The sequence below is a fragment of the Lysinibacillus xylanilyticus genome (genome assembly GCF_001183605.1).
GTDB classification, from domain to species: domain Bacteria; phylum Bacillota; class Bacilli; order Bacillales_A; family Planococcaceae; genus Lysinibacillus; species Lysinibacillus xylanilyticus.
Genome location: NZ_LFXJ01000005.1, coordinates 1560002 through 1577573 on the forward strand (window position 1 = coordinate 1560002; position 17572 = coordinate 1577573).

Consider the following 17572-nt stretch of genomic DNA (forward strand, 5'->3'; position numbering starts at 1 on the left):
AATAATACACTTCTTTGCCATTCGTCTTCAAAGGCAGCAAGCAACTTTCAAAAACGTGATAGTAATTTTTCAAAAGCCAACTAACTTTTCACAATTGTTCTTTGAGCTTTTTTAATGATTCTCTCAGTTGCCTTAGTCGGAGATTCTTTTTGCCATTCATCACATAGGTTTACTACCCACTCTGATTGAGTTTTACTAGCATCATTTAACCAGTTGCCGACAGAATCTTGAACATACTTTGACGGATCTGATTTTAGTAAATTTAAAATAGGAAGTACGATTTGCGGTTCTTCCTTTAAAACCTCAATATGCTTTGTCCATACTCCGCGAGGACGAATTGATTCTAAACTGAACCTACGAATGTTTTCATCTTCACTTTTCGCCCACTCCGTTAACAAATCTACACTTATTTCAATATTCGCTGCAAGGTCCTCCCTTATTGACATCCAAGCAATTTCCCGAACACCAAAATGTTGATCTGCTGCGAAAGGTCGGATATACAACAGCTTCTCTTCTAAAGAATAATCATTGTTGTTATTCATAAATGCTGCCCAACATCGGACACTATCAGATACGTGATGAGCGCATATATTGATTAACTCCTCTTTTTTTATATCACTCTCATCCATCAAGACTTTATCTAATAAAGATCCTATTAAACGTATAGCCTTCATTCCCGTTTCAACTTTTTGCTTCTCAACCTCTGTCAGTATAAATTCTAACTTTTCTTCTAGTCCAATCAATGGGAGAACATTTTTTAATAAAGTACTATGATGAACTGCTTGCCACTCTGTTAAATTAACACTCTCTATTTTTCCTTGATTCAGCAATGTTAAAACTTCGGTTGGGATATCGCTAGCCTTTCTAGCTCCCTTTCTATGTAAAATATCTTCTTTTACAACCATTTAACACCCTCCTGTTATTGTGGGACATAAAATCCGACCTGTTGAAATGAATAGACGTCTATCTTTATATTATTTCTCTTTACAGATTTTTTCCACTATTCCCTCAACTCGATTAAAATCAACATAATTGTGAATCGATATTGATATCGAGTGGCTTGATAGAGACGCCTATGATACGATTACACAATAAGTAACTTCATTTGTTTTTTATGAACGTTAGTAAAATCAAGTGAACAACAATATAAAAGGACGGTAATCAATTGAGCAACGAACAAAATAAAAGTAAATTTATATACACATATGTACATCATGTTGACGAGTACGATCTTTGTAGAATGGAGATGCGTTCATTTTTTAGTCTTGATTCCCAATCAAACTATATAATAAGCAATATTAAAATTGATCCAAGCCGTAGCCCTTTTATACAAGAGAGACTTGAAGTGCTATATGAAGAAAATAGCGTAGAGAACATCAAGACATTGGTGAAGGATTTAAACATAAATGAAGTAACTTTCAAAGTTGTTTGTTTAAATAGTATGGATATAGGTGAAACGAAGAAAGTCCCTCATTCAGAGCGTCGTTTGATCGAACGTGAGATAGGATTATGTATTGATGGAGAACCAGACCTAAATCATCCTGAAATTGTATTTGGTCTTATTTTAATAGATGGAATATGGTATTTTGGAAAGTATATGAAGAGTGAATCCATTTGGCTTAAACATTTACACAAACCAAACAGTTATTCAACGGCACTTAGTACTAGAGTTGCTCGCGCTGTTGCGAATATCGCAGTTCCCCATCCTCAAAATATTCGCGCGATCGACCCTTGTTGTGGTATAGGGACTGTAGTAATTGAAGCCCTTTCGATGGGAATTAATATTGAAGGGCGAGATCTATATTACAATGTTTGCAAAGGTGCCCGAGAAAACATCACTTATTTTGGATTAACAGGAAAAATTACTGTAGGTCCAATCGCAGAAGTAACAGAACACTATGATGTTGCAATAATTGATTTACCCTATAACTTATTTACCCATTCATCACCAGAAGATCAATTTGATATTATAAAACATGCTCGTCGGATTGCTGATAAGGTTATTGTCGTTACAATTGAAACAATTGATGACATGATAGAAGATGCAGGTTTTATAATAAAAGATCGATGCGTTACTAAAAAGCAATCGTTTTTACGTCAAATTCTATTATGTGAATAACTTTATCAATCACTAGCTGATTATCATTTCTAAAAGGGCTACATAAAACAGAGACCTTGACAACTATCAAGGTCTCTTTCTTTTGGTCTGAAATAAAGTTTGAATAAAAATACTTCGCTACATTGAAACCCGAAAGATCCTAAGCTTCTTTGGATCCATTTCTAGCTTTGTTCAGCAGTTTATGGCCTGTAACCCAAACCGCAACCCCAGTCCCCCACAATATCAAGGCTGAGCTAAAACCAACAGATGTCCACCATAGCATAATTTGATGATTCCCCCAGGTAATTTTTATAGGTAAAGTAACCAGTGTGATTGCAGAAATCAAACAAAGAAGAGAACCCGAAATATAATAGATCTTGACCTGGAAAAGGTGGGCTAGGGGAAAGAAATGAGCACCGACAATAAGAGCCATAACAGGGACAAACAAATCCAAATGATTGGTAGATACACAAATTTCGGCAGCGATGGCTATCAACACGCCTTCTAAACCGAAAATAATACCGAACCACATATTCTTTCGTTTCCAACGCTGGGAATCCCCTTGCATCATCTTGTTTGATAAGCTGTTTGAGTTCATTATCAATACGATGCCTCCAATAAGCAATATTGCACCTATTAATAGGGATAAGATCAACAGCCAGAGAAATCCCCAGCCCTGCAGTCCTCTAATTCCAATTCCCGCCCACAGAGTACCGAAAAATGCCATGAAGATAACACCAGAAGCTGTCCCGCGTACAGCAGCTCTAGGAATGGTGCTTTGTGACATAACATGAACCCTCCTCTTTCAATTTCATTCTAAAAGGCTAAAGGATGCTGACTCACTATTCCTGAGAATTTTGCAAAGTAAAGATAATAATAATATTCCTTATTTCTGAAATTAATTCTCTGCACATTCCATACGTTTGTAGTTATACGAGATACCATTTTCTGTTGAAAAATCAAAAACTCTCTGTCAGCATGGTCTATCGCGACTCTAATAGAAATTCCTCTTCAAAAAACCCTTGGTGTTGCTTTGTAATAAAGATGATCAAAAACCCTTTACAAGCCAGCATTTTTCAATAAAAAAGAATCCACTTTGAAAAAAGATAGTTCAAAATGGATTCTTCTTCAGCAGATTTAAGTTTGATTTTTGTAATAAAAATGACGCTCGACAGTTCATGAATCAAGAAAATTTTTTAAGACAACTAAGAAGTCCGATAAAATTAGTATCATGCACAAAGTGTCCCGCATCCTCTATCGTCACGAATTCGCAATTTGGAATAAGCTCAGCATCTTCCTGTAGTTTGTTTTGTAGAATATGACTGAACCTACCTCCTATAATAAAAGTCGGCATGATTATGTCAGTAAGTCGCGCCCACCATTCTGGATTAGGTTTATTGAGTTGCGGTAGAATCGAACTTAAATACATGTTATATATATACAATCGTTCTCCCCAAAAAATGTTTAATTTTTTATACAGCGATAATGGTATACTATATAAACTCTATCCCCTTACTAAAAGACTCATTGTCTGCGTTCAAATATAAGATTTGCAGCAAGACAAGTCAAAACAGTTGCCATTAACCAACGTTGGACTTTTAACCTTCACAACCTACATTACAAGTAAGCTCTCCCACTCGGCAGCTGAACTCCTTTGAACTCATCTCTTAAGAGGAAACATCTTTAGTATGCAATGATTGTTCTCCGTTAAATATGTCACTGCTTTTATAAATAAGTAAAGAAACGATATAAAGTATAGCAGTAAAGAGAGAAACCCCTTTAAACCCTGATATATGACTAAAAAGAACACCACCAATGACTCCACCAAGTGTTGTACCACCATACATAGTAGCGTTGGCCAAGGCGGAAACCGTACCACGAGCTGTTGTTGTTAAGCTCTGCAAGGTACTCATAAAAACAGGAAATATAAACCCACCGATCAAAAATATAAAAAAGAAACTTATTTCAGCTACATATAGATTTGGAGAGAAAGGAAGGCCTATGTAAAAAAGGATTAAGATTACTAATGATAATAATAAGGACTTAGGTTCTCCTAACCTTTGTACAATTCTACTTCCAAAAAAGGAGCCAATAACATTTCCGAGCCCTAAACTTATCATTGCTATTCCAATTGCAGAAACACTTAATGAAAAACTCTCCGAAAACCAAGAACCAATAAAAGAAAATGCGGCAAAATTACCTATTTGAAAAATAAAATAAGCTAAGAAATATTTAATTGCTCTTGGTGTTTTAAATATGTGCTGGTATTTTCCCAATATTGATTGCTTCTCAATATTTTTTGTTGCTTCAATAGAGGGAAAAAACATTGTAATAACAAATACCAAGAAAATCGATAATATTGAAATTATATAAAAGGGTGTATGCCAAGTGAAAGCCGCTAATAAACTTCCAATGGGTATTCCTATCAATTGAGAAACAGCCAAACCACCCGTTGCATATCCCATTATTTTTATTATATCATCGGGCTTTACTAATATTGGAATAGAGGCCCAAACTTGTGGTGTTACAAAAGCAGCACTTACACCAGCTAGTAGTCTAAATACAATCATTTCCCAAAAGTTTGAAGCAATTCCACATAAAAAAGTTGAGATCGCAAATCCCACTAAACCTAAAATCATTATCCTCTTACGATTCATTCCATCAGAAATAGGTCCTGCAATTAAAGCAAATAAAGCATATCCCAAAGCATAAGTGCTAACCATCCACCCAGACCATTCTGTTGGTATATCATAAGCCGCCTGTAAAGTTGGTAGTAATGGTGATATTAAAAAGGTATCTGTCCCAATAACAAACATTATTAAGAAAAAAATAATTGAAACTTTTCTATTCAATGCTAACACTCCAAACGTTTCATAGTTTAAAAACTATCGAACTAAAAATTAAAATTTTTCCTAGATTTACAAAGAATCTAGGAAACCGGGCAAATATTTCTCAAATGTATCCAGTCTTAATTTAACGTATTTGTTGCGAGTTTCTTTACGAGTTGAAGTTAATCCTGCCTCCCTCAAAGTTTTAAAATGGTAAGAAGCTGTTGATTTTGAAATATTAATACGTTCACCTACCTCCCCACAGCTTAATTCTCCCTTTTGATCTCTAAGAATCCGAATAATTTCTAACCGGGATTCATCAGCTAATGCCTTAAAAATTTGTACTTTAATTTGGTCTTCATTTCGTTGTTCGATAATCATAAAACTATAATACATCATTCTTTTAAAAATAACAATTGTATTAATGCTTCTTTCATTAATCGGCTTTGTTAGTTAAAGAAGAAAAAGATGGGATCTCTGTGGAATACCATCTTTAAGTAAAGCACCCGTTAGCCATCCATGTAGCGCAAAACCAGAGCTACACCACAGAATATGAAAGATGATTAAGTTAAATTTCTGTTCCATTTGAGAGTCTCTTTTTAATAACAAAATAAGTTACTACTCCTAAGCTAATATAGATTATTAACATACTACTACCCAATATCGCAGAGTATTTATATACATCATAAAGACTGTATATACTTAGTAAAATATAGATTGTTAAAAACACAAACCCTTTCTTTCTGCTTTTCACAAAGACTGAGGAAAAAATAGCCAAAACTATACTAACGACTACCAACTGAAATAAAATGAGTATTGTGAACATCAAAATATTATTATCCATTACACCAATCCCCCTACATGACTTCTACAAATGAAAGCAATTTCCTTGTTCCGCTAAACTTGCTCCGTTAGTTCAATAAAGAAAAAAGAGCTGCCTATGCAATTCAATGATCTTCAAGTAAAGCATCCCGTTAGCCATCCATGTAGCGCAAAAACCAGCGCCACACCACAGAAAATGAAAGATGATTAAGTTCTTTCATGGGAGTTGAAATGCGATTCTTCACAAATTCCTAGATATTCGCAATTAAAAGCGGATCACACCATATTTATTAATTTTTTCAAATTGTTCAGTTAAAGATTTCAATTTCGCTTGCATCTACATAAAATGAAACTTTAATAACTCTCTTTCGTAAATACCTACATAACCAATTCAATGGAGGTGCCTAAATGAAAGATATTTTTAAAGGGATTCTAGCAGTAATCTTAGCCTTAGCTATATGGGATGGAATTAAATACATATGGAATCTTTTTATTTAAACACCAGAAAACAGCCAATCTTTGGTTGTTTTTTCTGTTTGAACAAATGTTTTCAATCTTCTGCTGAACAATTTCTTTCAGATATTCATTCAATATAGTGATGGAGTTTAAAATTACGCATTGGTATATCTGTTTAAAGTAACCTTCTTCTTCAACTAAACTTCCCCGTTAGCCATCCATGTCGCTTAAAATCAACACTACACCACAGAAAATGAAAGATAATTACGTTCTTTCATGGGAGTTGAACAACGTATATAGTTTTATTAAATTAACGGTTTAAAAGTGATGAAAAATCATAAAAAGCATTTAATACATCATCACCTAATGGATGAGCAAATTCTTGAGTTTTTAAAGGTAATATTCCTTCCTTTTCAAGTTGTTGCAGATATTTTTGGAATTCTGTATCAATAGCTTCGATATACTCTTTCAGCTTAAATTGATATTTAAATTTACCATCTGGATAATGGCTTATATGTTCAATAACAAGGTTTGTACCATCAATGGAAAATATATAGTAATCAAAGTTTCCGTGACAATCCAATTTCGCCTCACTGATTTCTCCCTTATATAAAGAGGAAAGAGTTGAGAAAAAATGTGGAATTGCTACAAAACCTATACCTGATTTAAAACTAAATAACTGTGTGTCACTCGAAACGTCAAATTGAATATCTCCACCACTGAAACGGATATCAATAAAACATTTATAATTAGAATTCATAAAATTCACCCCCCATTAATACTTTTTCCCAAACGCCTTCTCCGTTAGTAAAAAAGCGACTGCTCTATTGAACAATCGCCCACCGTTAGTTGAGTAAGAAGTTTAGTTTCTAAATAAAGCGATATTTACGTGAAAATTGCGTGATAATCAAAATACTCGTTAACCCAACAACGAGATACCATATTATATTAAAAGGAACTATGTACATTAATACACCAAATAAAATAGCTGTTAAAAAGCTAACTGTAATTGATTGTACATTCGTAATTTTATCTTGAATTAAATAATATAAAGAGAATGGTAGTGCTAAAGTAAATAACGGAATATAAATTGTTACAATAGATATTTCAATGAGGGATATTGAAAGTACGGCCATTATGAAACCTATTGACGTAGTAAGCGTTCTTCCTACAAACACTTTACCAGTAAAATAGCCGTATAGCAGAATAAACATAATCGTTAAACTGGAACAAATTCCCGTTATTAAAACAAATGAATGGCCTATGAAGAAAGCTGCTATTGAGAAACAAACTAAAGAAACGAATGGCAACAACAATATTGAAGGATTTTGCACTTTTTCTATATTCATTACATTTGTAAAACCTACAAGAAATAATAAAGTAAATGGAATCGCCAAATATCCTAATTCGAGATGATCATTTATAAAAATATGACTAACCTCGAGTTTGCCGACCATTATTATTACAAGTGACGCACTGATTTGACCAAGCAGCCCCAAAATGCTTGATAATTTAAAAGCTTGAGTAAGCTTATCCGTAATTACAATTGAAACGACACCAATAAATAAAGCTAAATATAACAAATTTCCCCCTCCTAAAATAATTCTTTAGAAATACTCAAAATTAAATATTCTAATTCCAAATTATACAGTATTTGTGAAAAAACCGCACAAATACTATGGTAATGCTTTTTGAACTAAACTCCTCCGTTAGTTCAATAAGAAAAAAAGAGCTGCATATGCAACTCAATGTTCTTCAAGAAAAGCACCCGTTAATTTAATAAGATTTTCTTACTTACATTAAAAATCGTGTTAGCTAAATAGTCCATTCTATAAGTAATCCTGCCTGTGCTAAGCCACCATCGAAACCATATAATAAAATCGTATTTCCATTTTTTATTTTACCTTCCCGTACTGCTATATCAAAAGATAAAGCCATTGAAGCTGCTGATGTATTTCCGTAATTAACTAAGCTATATAAAGTTCGCTCTATTGGAAAACCACTTTTTTCGCATATCGACTTAATCATCCTTAAATTTGCACTGTGAGGAACAAACCAATCGACACTTTTCAACTCAATTGAAGTGTTTTTCATAACGGATTGTATTCCTTTTGGCACAGTTGTAACCGCCAACTTATAAACCTCCCGCCCATTTTGAACAATGCAACCATTTTCGACCAAATCTTTTCCATTCATTGTGTTAGATAAATTGGTACTATATAAACTATTTCCTTTCTCCTTTCTCGCCTTCTGAATCTATATGTGATGAAATAAAACTCGGTTGTTTTTCATCATATTCAACAAGAACTACCCTCCACCACCTCCAAAAAGGATGCAGGTTGTTAATCTTTGTTACTGAAAGAAATCCACATCGTATGAGTATTACGCAAATGAGGTATATCATTAAACGAATCTCCAGTCGTGCTAGAATTAATAAAGATATATACCCCCATCAATTAAGACATAGTTACGCTACACACCTATTAGAAATAAATTGATTCAGTTAATTTTAAATATGTTAGAAGACAAAAATGAGAATGATCTTATGCTGTTGTTGTATGTTTCGAATGAGATTTTTAGTACTTATAAATAAAAATGAACTTAATAACATTAAAAAAATACCTCAACGAAAAAAGCTTGAAAGAACCCTTTTAATAGGCTCTTCAAGCTTTTCTAGTTGATTTTTTTATTCCCAATCCAAATTTACAGGTGATGTTAAAACGCTGTTATATCAAGAGATTCAAACCAAGTTCAGCCCGATCCTACTTTATCCAGTTATATTTCCCAATATAGATTTGGATTTGGATTTATATTTATAGCATGGGAGCAAAAAATTAGACGCTGATCTGTTAATTACAAACTGCCTCCATCAAATTGGGTTGCACTGCACTGTACATATTTGCCAAACCTGATCGTATCGGAAGTTCACCTTCATTCATCTCTACATCATGGAAATATATTTTTTCAAATGTAGACTTAAATTCATTCAAATCATAAGTTACTTGTTATGCTTTGGATGGAATACTGCAGCACAGTTTGGACAATTTAAAAGCTTTAACTATCGCTTCATCGCTCCTATTGCTAAATTAGTCTGGTAATAATTACTCTTTTTCCAATTCTCCTCATAATTCTTTTAGTTAGTTGCTTAAAAGAGCATCTTCATTGTTTAAGAAACTTAATACATGGCCTGGTGGGAAATTAATATCTTCGAATCTAAGAAAATATCCACTCCAATAACGCTCTAAACCATGTGTATACATTTCCAGTGACCAATCTTCGAACACAGAAATATTTAGTTTTAAGCCTGCCCAATTTTTTTGCTTTTAATTAAATATTCACATACATAATAGCTTCTACATGAACCTTTACAACAGAAACGTACTTCCTATTTAATCGAAAGACATTGCGCCTTCTTATCATGCACCAACATAACTGCATGAATCATCCCAGGAATATAAAAAAAGAGTGTTAGAAAAAAGTTTATTATCGCTTGAAATGGTTTCCCACAAAACAATACGGCAAGTGGTGGGCATATGACTGCCAATAAATACATTATGTAAATCACCTACTTTCAAAATATTTTATTATAAATACATGTATATACAAAAAAATAATATTTATTATGTTCATTAGATTCCATAGATTTTTCAAATTCTGCTGCAAAGTTTTTTAAATCCGTAAGAGCATAGTTGAAAAACTTTGCAACAGCCCCCCCAGATTAGCTTTGAATTTCTGTTTATATAGAACACTTATATAAAAAAGTAAGATATCTATTCAACAATGCCGCCTGTCGCCCTATCAAGCGTTGAAATTACATTTAATAATGTTGTTTTACCAGAACCAGAAGGTCCCATAATTCCAACAAATTCACCTTCTTGAATTGAGAATGAAACACCTTTTAATGCGTGTGATTGATTCTCACCTTTTTTACCGTACACTTTTTGAACGTTTTTCACATCTACAACTGCTTTCATCATATATATCCTCCTACGCTTGTTTTTCCATTACCTATTTTGCGCCTTTTAGGGGTAGAAGGAGCATCTGTGCCATGAAGTGCAAAGCAGATTCCAAATAAAGGATAAAACATTATAATTGTTAGTACGGGATCATCCGGTATCGGTAAATATACATTTATTACAATGATTACTGGTTTTTACTTTGCATCTATGACAGCAACCCTGGCACTACCCAGATTAAGTGACAATATAGGTTATTGCCGTTTCTGTTCTGTTACTACACAAACCCCGTCTACAGCAAGAACCTTGTGACTAAGGCTTATTAGGAAATTTGTCTATTATGGGTTAAACCCTGTAAAAAAAACAGTGTTCTTAGCAATGGTTTTTTCTTCTTTCCATCAAGATAGTAGTACTAATTATAAAGAATAATTATTAATAAAAACTTAGTTATTTTCTTAAGATTTAATGAAATTAAAGGGAGGTAATTTATGACAGTAATAATGAGGAGGAATTGATATGAAAGACCACACATTGAAAATACAAAAACATCTACCGAAGTAAGTGTTTTTGATAATTTTTATCTTTTCTAAACTCAACCCATGTAATCTTAATTCTTAATTTGAATAGATACCACTCTTACGCTGCGGTTCATCGAAACTAATATTAAATTGTATTACTTCTTTTCTTTGATCATCTATCTTTATTGTTTAATGATAAAACAAACACCTTATTCAACTAACCTCCCCCGTTAGCTCAATAAGAAAAACATACTAAGATTAGTAGTGCAGACCAAGGCATTGGTTCGTACTACTATTTTTTTATATAGTAGAGGTGAAGAATAGGTCGGGCAGCTCTTTGGATCTTGAATCCGTAAAAAAAACTGACCTACTTCACAACCTTATTTGAATCAGGTTTAAGTATGTTGGATCCTTTGAGATCGTGTATAAGAAATGGGAATCAATAAGGCTAATGTGAAGACTTCAAAACACATAGGGAGGGAGAACATGAAACATGTCATCGCCTTTGATATTAGTATGGGAAAGAGTTATATGGTTGTCTATAACGCGCGCTGAAAAAATGTCAGTTGGAAAAGGAAATTGCGCACAATCGTCCGGGATTTATGGACCTTAAAAAGTTAATTGATGACTTAATTGAAGGATATGATGAGCAACCTCATATCGTATTTGAATCTACAGGAGTCTATTCAAGAACATTGGAACGTTTCATGCAAGAGAACAACTATAGTTATTGCCTATTAAATCCCTTGGAAGCAAAACTCCAATGTGATTCCTTACGGATTCACAAAACGGACCGAAGTGATGCACATCAATTGGCACTCACACACTTTACGCACGAAAGACGGATTGAAACAGATTCCAATGATGTTTACCGTCAGTTAAAACGATTATCGAGACACTACAGCGAATTGGATGATGAATTGAGCGTCACCCGCAGTCGATTGCATAAGGTCGTCCAGGAAACATTTCCTGAACTCGAGAATATTTTCACGACCAAGTCTGAACTGTTCCTAAACGTAGTACAATTATACCCTCATCCAGATCTAGTCTTGAATCATTCAAAAACAATCATTAAAAATCGAATACTCGCAAACACAAATAAACGAATGGCAGTAAACAAAGCAGAAGAAAAAGCTGTTGAATTAATAGAGGCCGCAAAGCAATCTTACCCCGCCGCGTCTTCAACAGATGTGGTTTGTGATCAAGTTCGTGTATATGCTAAACGGTTTCAAGAGCTTCTCCTTCAGAAAGAACAATGTATCAGTAAAATGGAGTCGATAGCCGAAAGGCTTGAAGAGTATAGCATAATACGTAGTATTCCGGCTATTGGAGCTAACTCAGCTGTCAGAATCATAGCAGAAATTGGGAACATTCAGAGGTTTGACAACAACAGACAGTTGAATGCCTATACAGGTATTGATATTAGGCGGTATCAATCCGGGAAGTTTATAGCTAAAGACAAGATTAATAAACGCGGCAATAAACACCTACGTAAAATAATGTATCTAACCGTTCAGAACATGATTAGACAGCGACGATTTGGTGGAAATCACATCGTTGAGTACTACGATAAATTAAAAACGCAACCCTATAACAAATGTCATAAGGTTGCCTCCATCGCATGTGTAAACAAGTTATTGAAAACGATCTTCTTTCTTGTCACACATAATCAAAACTACGACTACAGGTTGGCTCCCTAGTACAGTCGTAGCATCAGTTTAACATACTAAAGCCTTATGAAAAATCGAAAAATCACTAGGCTTATTCGGCATGGCCCAATTTATCAAAATAATATCAGAGAGTTAAGAAAGTTATTATAGATACTTGACTAATCGTAAGAAAAGAGCTGCCTATGCAACTCAACGATCTACAAGTATAGCCCCCGTTTGTTTAAGTACTATTCTTCACAAACTAACTATTAGATGGTTTAGTTGGGTTGTATTATTTATAAATGGGGACTGATAAAAATTCAACATTCTCGTTAAGATTCTCATTGCATTCGTTAAGAATATATTTATTGATTCCTTCTTCAGTCTCAACTATTATTTTTTTGCAGCTATATTCTTCAATAAAATCCCCATCAACACTATGAGAAATATTAATTTGTTCTCCATCAAATGCTAAAGTACTAACCCCTCTTTGTCCCTCTATCCCATACTGTACATAGTTAATTTCAGCTTTTTTTTGATTTTTTATATTCTCAACAAATTTATCTAAACTCTCTAAATTTTGAATATCACCGTGCTCATTTATCACTTCTTCAATATTATTTGATTGACATCCTACCATTAATAGCAAAAGCAATCCAACAATAACAAACCTCATTTTCTCCCTCCTTCTACGTGTAAATATTACACTAAAAAGTTCTATAACCTTCTTCCACTATCCTGCCCCGTTAGCCATCCATGTAGCGCAAAACCAGAGCTACACCACAGAATATGAAAGATGATTTAGTTCTTTCATGGGAGTTGAATAAAGAAAAAGGCTATGTTAAAAGAAAAGGTTGATTTATAACGTTAAGAAATCCGCTGTATATGCAAGTTTTTATTCAAAATATGATTCAGTGCAATTTCTTTTGAACAGCATCGAAAGCTTTGGTGTATCTAAGTTCAAACGATAGTGCATAAAAAGGTATATATGAATGAAATAAAGAAAAACACTTAATACATTGGTATGACGACGTTTTAAGTGTTTTATTTCGTCCCAAAACTTTCATTTGGGAACTTTATTTAATCGTAATTTGTATATTTCATAACCTTTGTCGCAATATTTTAATTTGAAAATTTTTCTATGTATTTGAGAATATCAATGTTTGTTGCTCTATAAACACCAGATGGGATTACATCATTCGCTAATAATGATACAAGTTGTTCCCCAGTGTTCTCTTCTATAAAAATAGTTACTACGTCCTTATCTCCTTGAACAACGATTTGGTGATAATTCTTCGGAAAAGGGTGATCTTCAGGTAACGGTTCTTTAATTAAAGTCGTTTCTTTCAAAACCTTTAAAAATTGCTCAAAAGAATCTCCGTAAAGGACTTGTTCAATAATTTCTTCATTATCTTTGAGTTCAGTGATATAAATCGAATGGTACGAACCATCTATAGCATTTGCGAGATGAATATTTTCATCTTTTATATTTGTATTTTGTTCTTCATTCGGCGATACATTTTCTTGTTTAGATGAACAGGCAGTTATTAAACATAACATTAACCCTAACCCTAACCCTAAAATGTATATTTTCTTCACAATTTCTCCCCCTGAAAATATATTTAATAATGCTTTACTATTTATGACTGATTTCCCTCATAGTTAAGCTGTCCTGATTAGTTAATACGTTCATATATAATCAAAAGTTTCAAAAAATATTCCAAAAGCGTCGTTTGGTATTCTTTCATAAAAAGTTGTTATTGCACAATCTGGCCCGATTGTTGAACAACAAGTTAAAAAACACTCTTCAACTAAACTGCTCCGTTAGTTGAATAGCAACAATTTTTTCGAAAACAGCCTTACTATTTTATGTACTCGCTATTTAAAACAATAATTATAAGAGTAATTATCAGAATTATATATCCCAAAGTACCTAATTTATTATCATTATGTTTATTTTTCTTTTCAATAATTTTTTCAATAATTACAAAGAAAATAGATAGAAAAACAAAAGCTCCAATATACAAATAATCAGAGAATAATAGGATTAATAATAATGCGCAAAATACTAAATATCTAAAAAGTATACTTTTAAGCATAAATTCTCCTTCAAATAGTTTATAGTTTTAATTTACATTTAGCTGTTTTAGCATATATTTTTTAATTCCTTTGTGAACTAAACTGACCCGTTAGCCATCCATGTAGCGCAAAACCAGAGCTACACCACAGAATATGAAAGATGATTAAGTTCTTTCATGGGAGTTCAATAAAGAAAGAAGAGCTGCCTATACAACTCAATGATCTTCAAGTAAAGCACCTGTTAGCTTAAGAAGTATTTTTTCCTTCTTTCTTCTGTTTCCTCCTGTAAAAAAAACGCCATATATAAAAGATAGTCCAAAACACAAATAAAGGAATAAACTGATAGTTTTGTTCACCATAATATATAATGATGATTCCTATAATAAGAGTTGGTACAGCCAAATAAAACCACACTCTTACTTCCTTGTTTTTAAAACTTAATTCAAATCGTTCACTCATATACTCCACCCCGTTTATAACTTTCTTTTACTAACCTTCCCTTTACTACGTTTGAAACAAATCGAGATTCCAGTTTTTTGTAATTTTTATTAAGCGAAATCCTTTTCTTGTTCAACTAAACTGCCTCATTAGTTTAAGTATAATTGTTCACAATCTCATATCGATTTTAACATGAATATCCAGCTTTGTTTGGAAGTCTTATTCCACAATCTGGTCAGAATGTCGAACATTAGTTAGATAACACTATTCAACTAACCTGCCTCGTTAGCCATTCATGTCGCTTAAAATCAACACTACACCAAAGAAAATGAAAGATAATTACGTTCTTTCATGGGAGTTTAATAAGAACAGCGACGCTTCTTCCACAATCGCGCCCGATCGTATTATAAGGTCAGCCAGAAAATATTTCTGGTTGACCATTTTTTATATCGATATATGATAACGGTAGCCGGGGTAGAACGTTCGCGCCCGTGGGGCTAAGACCCCGTCCGCAAAACAGTTCGCCCCCTACTTGTAGAAACATGTTTGAGGCTGGTTGGGACAATGATCTCGTATAACAAGCGAAGCTATGACACTACAAAGAAGATTTAGGGGTTACCGGCAATTATCATTTTGAAGGACGAATTATAATGAATCCAGTCATCGGTCTGGATGTAGCAAAAGGTGAAAGTCAGGTTCAAGCTTACTTGGAAAGAAAGAAGCCCTACAAGAAAAGTTTGAAAGTAAAACATGATCTTGATGGGTTAGCTAGTTTATTAGATTTTATTAAAGAATTAGAAGATATTTCAGGAGAGCTTCCCCCTCTTGTTATGGAATCAACAGGCCATTATCACACACCAATTGTTCAATATTTTGAGGACAAAGGCTATTTAATAATTATCGTAAACCCACTCATCTCTTATAAAGCAAAAAGTTCTAGTTTACGAAAGGTAAAAACAGATATCATTGATGCTAATCATCTCTGCAAGCTGTATTATAAGGAGGATTTAGAGCCTTATAAAAAGCGTGGTATCCAACTTGCGAACTTACGTCATCTTACGAGACAGCACGATAATATTACAGGCATGTTTGTACAAACTAAACTACAATTCCAGGCAGTTTTAGATCAAATTTCCCCTGAATATAGTAATGTTTTTGGAGACTTATATTCGGATGTTTCTTTGAAAATTCTACATGCATTTCCTACTTCAGAGGATATATTGAAAGCCAATAATGAAGTTTTAGCAACTAAAATAAAAGAATTCTGTAATTCCCGTTCTTTACAATGGGCAAACAAACAAGCGGAAAAGCTAATGACTGCAGCAGCTCAAAATCCTTTTCAGAAGGCTTTATATTCTGGTCTTGCCCTAAGCTTAGATATGTATATTAATATGCTCTTTGAATATAAAAAAACATCTATCCATGCTTGAAAATGAGATAGATGCTTTATCAAAAAGTATTGAAGAGTCTAAGATTATCCGATCAATTCCCGGTATCGGAGAAAAAATCGCTGCCAAGATTGTATCTGAAATTGGGGAAATTGAAAGGTTTAATCATCCTAAGAAATTAGTCGCATTTGCCGGTCTTGATCCAAGTGTCTTTGAATCTGGTACATTCAAAGGTACTTACAACCGAATAACCAAAAGAGGCTCTAGCAGACTACGGCAAGCTTTGTATATGGCTGTTAAATGTGCTATTCGTGACTGTCGAAAACAGAAAACAACGGATGAAATCCTTCCTCGTAATAAGAAATTACGGGCGTTTTATGATAAAAAACGGGAAGAAGGAAAACCATTTAGAGTAGCTGTAATAGCTTGTGCAAACAAACTCTTACATTGGATTTATGCACTTTTAAAAAGCAAAACTTCTTTCCAAGACTTAGCTTGATATAACAATTTAACTAAGTAGACCTGAACTTTCCAAATCAAGTATTTGGACGGTTATTTGGTATAACATGATATTTTTATTATTTTTAATGGAAATTATTGACAACCATTAGCTGGTTTTGTTGAATAACATAAAATGGTTCAAACAATTAATCTTTAGTTTTGTGATAAAGCCCGCTTGTCTTTTGCTTAATTACTCACACAGAAACAAGCATGAGCTATCGAATCTTTCAAGATCATCTGATACGAAGTACCAATGATTATCAATTTTCTTATAATCCATATAATAATCAAATTCTTTGGCAGTCGGAAATTCGCCTGTAGACGAATAAATAAATCCCTCAGTTAAACCACGCATTTCCAGAAACGGTTGTTCAGCTGATTGAAAAAAGACAAAGAATTTATTTTTCGAATGCATACCTGTTCTGATTGTCGTGGATTTAACAGCATTCATATATTGTGGAGGTGTGTAGTAAAAGGAAAACCCTTTATTGGGGCTTGCTTCTTTTTTAATTTCCCCATCGACCAGCATTCGAATGATTTCTTCCCGATCCTCTTTATAATGGTAAAAATTCACCTCTGTTCTAATCAATGGCGGCAATATAAATACTATCAATAGTGTTATTAGTTGAATGGTGATTGGAACCCATTTATTTTGAAATAAATAAATGATGGAGTAAAGAAAGATGAACAAAAATAACCCATATGATAATAACGCGAATTTAAAAGAACCATTATCGAAAAGCTTAAATCCAGTATAAAACAATAGCAAAATGCTACTACCTATTGCAAAGAAGATTATATATTTCTTCATAATTGTTACCCTCCTAAGATGTTATGAA

The 17572-nt window shown here is 33.5% G+C and carries 12 protein-coding genes and 5 pseudogenes; 4 read left to right on the plus strand and 13 right to left on the minus strand.

Features of this window, described 5'->3' with window-relative positions; translation table 11 throughout:
- Positions 1 to 80 precede the first annotated feature (80 nt).
- Positions 81 to 905, minus strand: a complete 825-nt coding sequence (locus tag ACZ11_RS10475) for a DNA alkylation repair protein (protein WP_049665873.1) — start codon at positions 903 to 905, stop codon at positions 81 to 83.
- 260 nt (positions 906 to 1165) lie between these two features.
- On the opposite strand from ACZ11_RS10475, the gene ACZ11_RS10480 reads away from it, so the two are divergent.
- Entirely contained in the window at positions 1166 to 2119 is a 954-nt protein-coding gene (locus tag ACZ11_RS10480; protein ID WP_049665874.1) for a TRM11 family SAM-dependent methyltransferase, read from the plus strand.
- 139 nt (positions 2120 to 2258) lie between these two features.
- Here the strand turns inward: ACZ11_RS10480 and ACZ11_RS10485 are convergent, their stop codons facing one another.
- The 6 genes and pseudogenes from ACZ11_RS10485 to ACZ11_RS27530 form a co-directional block, all read right to left on the minus strand.
- The gene (locus ACZ11_RS10485; RefSeq protein WP_049665876.1) at positions 2259 to 2885 is read right to left on the minus strand and encodes a DUF7010 family protein; all 627 of its coding nucleotides are present in this window, start codon (positions 2883 to 2885) and stop codon (positions 2259 to 2261) included.
- Positions 2886 to 3765: 880 nt separating this feature from the next.
- The gene (locus ACZ11_RS10495) at positions 3766 to 4914 is read right to left on the minus strand and encodes an MFS transporter (RefSeq protein ID WP_134008618.1); all 1149 of its coding nucleotides are present in this window, start codon (positions 4912 to 4914) and stop codon (positions 3766 to 3768) included.
- A gap of 102 nt (positions 4915 to 5016) precedes the next feature.
- The gene (locus ACZ11_RS10500) at positions 5017 to 5322 is read right to left on the minus strand and encodes an ArsR/SmtB family transcription factor (protein WP_049667149.1); all 306 of its coding nucleotides are present in this window, start codon (positions 5320 to 5322) and stop codon (positions 5017 to 5019) included.
- A gap of 1192 nt (positions 5323 to 6514) precedes the next feature.
- A complete protein-coding gene (locus tag ACZ11_RS10510) occupies positions 6515 to 6964 on the minus strand; it encodes a hypothetical protein (protein WP_049665882.1) in 450 nt (149 codons plus the stop codon).
- A gap of 109 nt (positions 6965 to 7073) precedes the next feature.
- Entirely contained in the window at positions 7074 to 7787 is a 714-nt protein-coding gene (locus ACZ11_RS10515) for an MraY family glycosyltransferase (RefSeq protein WP_049665884.1), read from the minus strand.
- Positions 7788 to 8019: 232 nt separating this feature from the next.
- A pseudogene (locus ACZ11_RS27530) lies at positions 8020 to 8547 on the minus strand (3-oxoacyl-[acyl-carrier-protein] synthase III C-terminal domain-containing protein); the annotation flags it as partial.
- Between the two features lie 2 nt (positions 8548 to 8549).
- On the opposite strand from ACZ11_RS27530, the pseudogene ACZ11_RS25775 reads away from it, so the two are divergent.
- A pseudogene (locus tag ACZ11_RS25775) lies at positions 8550 to 8690 on the plus strand (tyrosine-type recombinase/integrase); the annotation flags it as partial.
- Positions 8691 to 9589: 899 nt separating this feature from the next.
- Here ACZ11_RS25775 and ACZ11_RS10525 read toward each other — a convergent pair.
- Both ACZ11_RS10525 and ACZ11_RS10530 read right to left on the minus strand, forming a co-directional pair.
- On the minus strand, positions 9590 to 9760 hold the full coding sequence (locus ACZ11_RS10525) for a YqaE/Pmp3 family membrane protein (RefSeq protein WP_049667150.1): 171 nt from the start codon (positions 9758 to 9760) through the stop codon (positions 9590 to 9592).
- Positions 9761 to 9977: 217 nt separating this feature from the next.
- Positions 9978 to 10181: pseudogene (locus tag ACZ11_RS10530) on the minus strand (ATP-binding cassette domain-containing protein); the annotation flags it as partial.
- A 983-nt stretch (positions 10182 to 11164) separates the two neighbouring features.
- Between ACZ11_RS10530 and ACZ11_RS10535 the strand changes: the two are divergent.
- Positions 11165 to 12378, plus strand: a pseudogene (locus ACZ11_RS10535) (IS110 family RNA-guided transposase).
- A 241-nt stretch (positions 12379 to 12619) separates the two neighbouring features.
- Here ACZ11_RS10535 and ACZ11_RS10540 read toward each other — a convergent pair.
- The 3 genes from ACZ11_RS10540 to ACZ11_RS10555 all read right to left on the minus strand — a co-directional run bounded on the left by ACZ11_RS10540 (position 12620) and on the right by ACZ11_RS10555 (position 14865).
- Entirely contained in the window at positions 12620 to 13003 is a 384-nt protein-coding gene (locus ACZ11_RS10540; RefSeq protein ID WP_049665889.1) for a DUF4362 domain-containing protein, read from the minus strand.
- A 446-nt stretch (positions 13004 to 13449) separates the two neighbouring features.
- Entirely contained in the window at positions 13450 to 13926 is a 477-nt protein-coding gene (locus ACZ11_RS10545; RefSeq protein ID WP_049665892.1) for a hypothetical protein, read from the minus strand.
- 726 nt (positions 13927 to 14652) lie between these two features.
- Positions 14653 to 14865 carry a hypothetical protein gene (locus ACZ11_RS10555; protein ID WP_049665897.1) on the minus strand — a complete coding sequence of 71 codons (213 nt, stop codon included), beginning with the start codon at positions 14863 to 14865 and terminating at the stop codon, positions 14653 to 14655.
- 629 nt (positions 14866 to 15494) lie between these two features.
- Here ACZ11_RS10555 and ACZ11_RS25185 point away from each other — a divergent pair.
- A pseudogene (locus ACZ11_RS25185) lies at positions 15495 to 16731 on the plus strand (IS110 family RNA-guided transposase).
- A 192-nt stretch (positions 16732 to 16923) separates the two neighbouring features.
- On the opposite strand, the gene ACZ11_RS10570 reads toward ACZ11_RS25185, so the two are convergent.
- Positions 16924 to 17544 (minus strand): hypothetical protein, encoded by a 621-nt coding sequence (locus ACZ11_RS10570; protein ID WP_049665903.1) that lies wholly within the window; start codon positions 17542 to 17544, stop codon positions 16924 to 16926.
- Positions 17545 to 17572: the final 28 nt, after the last annotated feature.

Excerpts from the sequence above, each read along its gene's own strand:
- ACZ11_RS10475 (WP_049665873.1), bottom strand. The coding sequence starts at position 905 with ATGGTTGTAAAAGAAGATATTTTACATAGAAAGGGAGCTAGAAAGGCT.
- ACZ11_RS10485 (WP_049665876.1), bottom strand. The coding sequence starts at position 2,885 with ATGTCACAAAGCACCATTCCTAGAGCTGCTGTACGCGGGACAGCTTCT.
- ACZ11_RS10495 (WP_134008618.1), bottom strand. The coding sequence starts at position 4,914 with ATGTTTGTTATTGGGACAGATACCTTTTTAATATCACCATTACTACCA.
- ACZ11_RS10500 (WP_049667149.1), bottom strand. The coding sequence starts at position 5,322 with ATGTATTATAGTTTTATGATTATCGAACAACGAAATGAAGACCAAATT.
- ACZ11_RS10510 (WP_049665882.1), bottom strand. The coding sequence starts at position 6,964 with ATGAATTCTAATTATAAATGTTTTATTGATATCCGTTTCAGTGGTGGA.
- ACZ11_RS10540 (WP_049665889.1), bottom strand. The coding sequence starts at position 13,003 with ATGAGGTTTGTTATTGTTGGATTGCTTTTGCTATTAATGGTAGGATGT.
- ACZ11_RS10555 (WP_049665897.1), bottom strand. The coding sequence starts at position 14,865 with ATGAGTGAACGATTTGAATTAAGTTTTAAAAACAAGGAAGTAAGAGTG.
- ACZ11_RS10570 (WP_049665903.1), bottom strand. The coding sequence starts at position 17,544 with ATGAAGAAATATATAATCTTCTTTGCAATAGGTAGTAGCATTTTGCTA.